This window comes from Pseudomonas sp. Sample_10 (assembly GCF_004321495.1).
GTDB lineage: Bacteria > Pseudomonadota > Gammaproteobacteria > Pseudomonadales > Pseudomonadaceae > Aquipseudomonas.
This window is the reverse complement of record NZ_RCOE01000265.1, coordinates 1-2,341: the sequence shown is the minus strand read 5'-3', so window position 1 is coordinate 2,341 and position 2,341 is coordinate 1. Positions and strand designations below refer to the sequence as shown.

2 protein-coding genes and 1 pseudogene are annotated in these 2,341 nt (G+C 61.2%); all 3 read left to right on the top strand.

The window, feature by feature from the left end; translation table 11 throughout:
- Window positions 1-249 precede the first annotated feature (249 nt).
- Window positions 250-1,287, top strand: a complete 1,038-nt coding sequence (locus D8U18_RS25470; protein ID WP_056856297.1) for an ABC transporter ATP-binding protein — start codon at window positions 250-252, stop codon at window positions 1,285-1,287.
- Between the two features lies 1 nt (window position 1,288).
- Window positions 1,289-2,236, top strand: a complete 948-nt coding sequence (locus D8U18_RS25465) for an ABC transporter permease (RefSeq protein WP_056856298.1) — start codon at window positions 1,289-1,291, stop codon at window positions 2,234-2,236.
- Window positions 2,226-2,341 (top strand): annotated as a pseudogene (locus D8U18_RS25460) (ABC transporter permease); the annotation flags it as partial. The gene D8U18_RS25465 and the pseudogene D8U18_RS25460, both read left to right, overlap by 11 nt.

Here is a 2,341-nt window from a genome sequence, read left to right as displayed (position 1 = left end):
AGCCGCCATCCCTGTGGCGAGGGAGCTTGCTCCCGCTGGGTGGCGAAGCCGCCCCAAAACCGGTCGATGCGGTTTTTCAGACGAACCGCATCAACTCTTTTGGGAGGGCTGCGCCCTCCAGCGGGAGCTAGCTCCCTCGCCACAGGAGCGGCGGCTTAGCTCCCTCGCCACAAAAAGCAATGATTCAGTTTTTTCAGAAGTCCAGGCAGGGCCGCTGCGACCGCCCTCGCCTTTTTGGAGCACCGCACCATGACGCTTGCAGTCCAGTTCACCAACGTTTCCCGTCTGTTCGGCGAAGTGAAAGCCGTTGACCGGGTTTCCATCGACATCCAGGACGGCGAGTTTTTCTCCATGCTGGGGCCTTCCGGCTCGGGCAAAACTACCTGTTTGCGCCTGATCGCCGGTTTTGAACAACCCAGCGCAGGCTCGATCCGCATTCATGGCGAAGAAGCCGCCGGGCTGCCGCCGTATCAACGTGACGTGAACACCGTCTTCCAGGATTACGCGCTGTTCCCGCACATGAACGTTCGCGACAACGTCGCTTACGGTTTGAAAGTCAAAGGGGTCGCCAAGGCCGAGCGCCTCAAGCGCGCAGCCGAAGCCCTCGACATGGTCGCCCTCGGCGGCTATGGCGAGCGCAAACCCGTGCAGCTCTCCGGCGGCCAGCGCCAGCGCGTGGCCCTGGCCCGCGCACTGGTCAATCGTCCGCGTGTGCTGTTGCTCGATGAACCCCTCGGTGCGCTGGATTTGAAGCTGCGCGAGCAGATGCAAGGCGAGCTGAAAAAACTGCAACGCCAGCTCGGCATCACGTTCATTTTCGTCACCCACGACCAGACCGAAGCGCTGTCGATGTCCGACCGCGTGGCAGTGTTCAACAAGGGCCGCATCGAACAGGTCGACAGCCCGCGCAACCTGTACATGAAACCGGCCACCACCTTCGTCGCGGAATTCGTCGGCACCTCCAACGTGATCCGCGGTGATCTGGCGAAGCAAATCAGTGGCAATCCGCAGCCGTTCTCGATTCGTCCCGAACACGTGCGTTTCGCCGAAGGCCCGCTGGCCAGCCACGAAATCGAAGTCACCGGCTTGCTCCACGATATCCAGTACCAGGGCAGCGCCACCCGCTATGAACTGAAACTGGAGAATGGCCAGACCCTGAACATCAGCCAGGCCAACAATCAGTGGATCGACAGCAGCGCGCAGCACCAGACCGGGCAGCGCCTCAGTGCGCGCTGGGCGCGGGAAGCCATGGTCCAGTTGCACGACACCGTCGTCGGCGGGGTGTGAAATGAGCACCTTGGCTATTTCTCAAACCCAGTCGGGAGGTTCGCCGTTGCGCAGGTTTTCCAACCTGTTGTATCGCCGGCCCAACCTGTACCTGTCGATGCTGCTGGTGCCGCCACTGTTGTGGTTCGGTGCGATCTACCTCGGTTCGTTGCTGACATTGCTGTGGCAAGGCTTCTACACCTTCGACGACTTCACCATGGCGGTCACTCCCGACCTGACCCTGGCGAACTTCGCCGCGCTGTTCCAGCCCTCGAACTTCGACATCATCCTGCGAACCCTGAGCATGGCCATTGTCGTGTCGATCGCCAGCGCCATCGTCGCGTTCCCGATTGCCTACTACATGGCGCGCTACACCACCGGCAAGACCAAGGCGTTTTTCTACATCGCGGTGATGATGCCAATGTGGGCCAGCTACATCGTCAAGGCCTATGCCTGGACCCTGCTGTTGGCCAAGGGCGGCGTGGCGCAGTGGTTTGTGCAGCATCTGGGACTGGAGCCGGTCTTGCAGTTCGTGCTGGGCATTCCGGGGGTTGGCGGCAGCACCTTGTCGACCTCGCACCTGGGACGCTTCATGGTGTTCGTCTACATCTGGCTGCCGTTCATGATCCTGCCGATCCAGGCCTCGCTGGAACGCCTGCCGCCGTCATTGCTGCAAGCCTCCGCCGACCTCGGCGCCAAGCCGCGCCAGACCTTCATGCAAGTGATTCTGCCGCTGTCGATTCCGGGGATTGCCGCCGGTTCGATCTTCACGTTTTCCCTGACCCTGGGCGATTTCATCGTGCCGCAACTGGTTGGCCCACCGGGCTATTTTGTCGGCAGCATGGTTTACGCCCAGCAAGGTGCGATCGGCAACATGCCGATGGCCGCTGCGTTCACGTTGGTGCCGATCGTGCTGATCGCCATTTACCTGTCCATCGTCAAACGTCTGGGGGCCTTCGATGCACTCTGAAAAAGCCTCATTAGGCCTGCGCATTGCCGCCTGGGGTGGGTTGGTGTTCCTGCACTTCCCGATCCTGATCATCTTCCTGTACGCCTTCAACACCGAAGACGCGGC